The sequence below is a fragment of the Acinetobacter sp. MF4642 genome (assembly GCF_002018925.1).
Taxonomy (GTDB): Bacteria; Pseudomonadota; Gammaproteobacteria; order Pseudomonadales; family Moraxellaceae; genus Acinetobacter; species Acinetobacter johnsonii.
Genome location: NZ_MVON01000073.1, coordinates 1 through 1,739, shown reverse-complemented (window position 1 = coordinate 1,739; position 1,739 = coordinate 1). Strand labels below are relative to the sequence as shown.

The following is a 1,739-nucleotide window of genomic DNA, read 5'->3' as shown; positions in this document are numbered from 1 at the left end:
GAGATCCATGCACGTGTAGCAGTCCTTAACAGATTTACGGAATTAGGTCGACCACTTACCCAAGTTACGCCTTAAATTTGGCTCAATTAGGGGCGCTTTGCATTTCAAATCTTTGTGCAACAAAGCCGAATGAAGTTAACAAAACCTGCTATTGATAGAATTGATTGCTCGGACAAAACTAAACCAACTTTTTTTTGGGATGAGAGAACACCTGGATTCGGTGTTAAAGTTACACCTAAAAATAATAAAAGCTACATTTTCCAAGGCCGTATTGGTCTTCAAAACCGTCGTATCAAAATTGGTGACGTTGATGTATGGAAATTAGATGACGCTCGTAAGTATGCACAAGAATTGGCGATTATGTGCCACAAAGGGATTGATCCATTGATCGAGCGCAAGAAAGCTTTAGCTGATAATAAAGAACTGTTAAAACAAGAAAAACGCAAAACTATTAAATTTAAAGATGTATGGTTTGAATACTTAAAAGCAAGACAACCTAATTGGCGACCAAGAAGTTATCAGGATCACATCGAATTATCTAGAGGTGGTTACGATCCTGAAAATAATAGTGTTTATACTAGTCAACCTATTTTTCAACTGTTTGAGTATAAACTTTCTGAATTGACTGCAGGTGTATTTTGCGATTGGCTTGATCACAATGACTTCCGTCCAACAACATCAGCTAAAGCATACCGACTTACACGAGCTTTCCTAAATTGGTGTGAGGAACACGAGGATTATGAAAACTTAGTGCCTCTAAAATCATACAACTCAAAAAAAGTTAAAGATAAAGTCCCTTCCCCAAAAGCCAAGAATGATTGTTTGATGAAACAGCATCTAAAACCATGGTTTGAAGAGGTAAATAAGTTAACTAGTAGAAAAATAGCGATTTTTTTGATATGTAGTTTAATCACTGGTTGCAGAAAGAATGAGCTGCTTTCATTAAAATGGACAGATGTTGATTTTCGTTGGAAAACAGCAAAAGTCAGAGATAAAATTGAAGATGAAGGTCGCCTAATCCCTCTAACTGCATATGTTGAAAGCTTATTATTAGAACTAAAGAAAAATTCTGATTCTAAATTCATATTTAGCAGTAGGGGCGCTGAATGTGGCCATATTGTTAATCCTTACGATAGCTTAGAGAAAATATGTAAAAAACTAAATATTGAACTTACACCCCATGGATTGAGAAGGTCATATAAAACATTAGCTATATGGGCAAAAATCAATGAAGGATCTCTAGCCCAGATATCAGGTCATAAACCAAGTGCATTAGTTGAAAGACACTATATCGTACGACCTATGGATATGCTACGAGAAACGCTACAAGAATATGAGGATTGGATTTTACAACAAGTACGAAATGGCATTAATTGAAATACCCGGAAAAACTGAAGCATTTATCCAGTTGGTTTCTGAAGCTGTACTTGAAGGATTTAAACCATATCAAGTTGTTTTAGGAATTTAAATTTCCTATTCAATAACTTAGGGGGAAATTTAAACTTTAATTCTTAGTTTAGATCTATAATATCATTAGATATATTGAGTTAATAGATGCAATACAGATAAGAAAAATAAAAATATCCAAATTAAAAAAAACCATCGTTTAAAGTGAACCGTACCGGGTTTGTCGGAGAGTCAATATTCTGAGAGACTATCCCGATGACAAAATTAAAATATACCCCTGAAATCAGAGAAAGAGCGGTTCAATTATTGATTGAATCTGAAAAAGATTATCC

The 1,739-nt window shown here is 34.6% G+C and carries 1 protein-coding gene and 1 pseudogene; both read left to right on the top strand.

Annotation, left to right across the window (positions count from 1 at the left end; all coding sequences use genetic code 11):
• The first annotated feature begins 129 nt into the window (after positions 1-129).
• The gene (locus MF4642_RS16440) at positions 130-1,377 is read left to right on the top strand and encodes a tyrosine-type recombinase/integrase (RefSeq protein WP_078426871.1); all 1,248 of its coding nucleotides are present in this window, start codon (positions 130-132) and stop codon (positions 1,375-1,377) included.
• 7 nt (positions 1,378-1,384) lie between these two features.
• A pseudogene (locus MF4642_RS16435) lies at positions 1,385-1,468 on the top strand (Fic family protein); the annotation flags it as partial.
• Positions 1,469-1,739 lie beyond the last annotated feature (271 nt).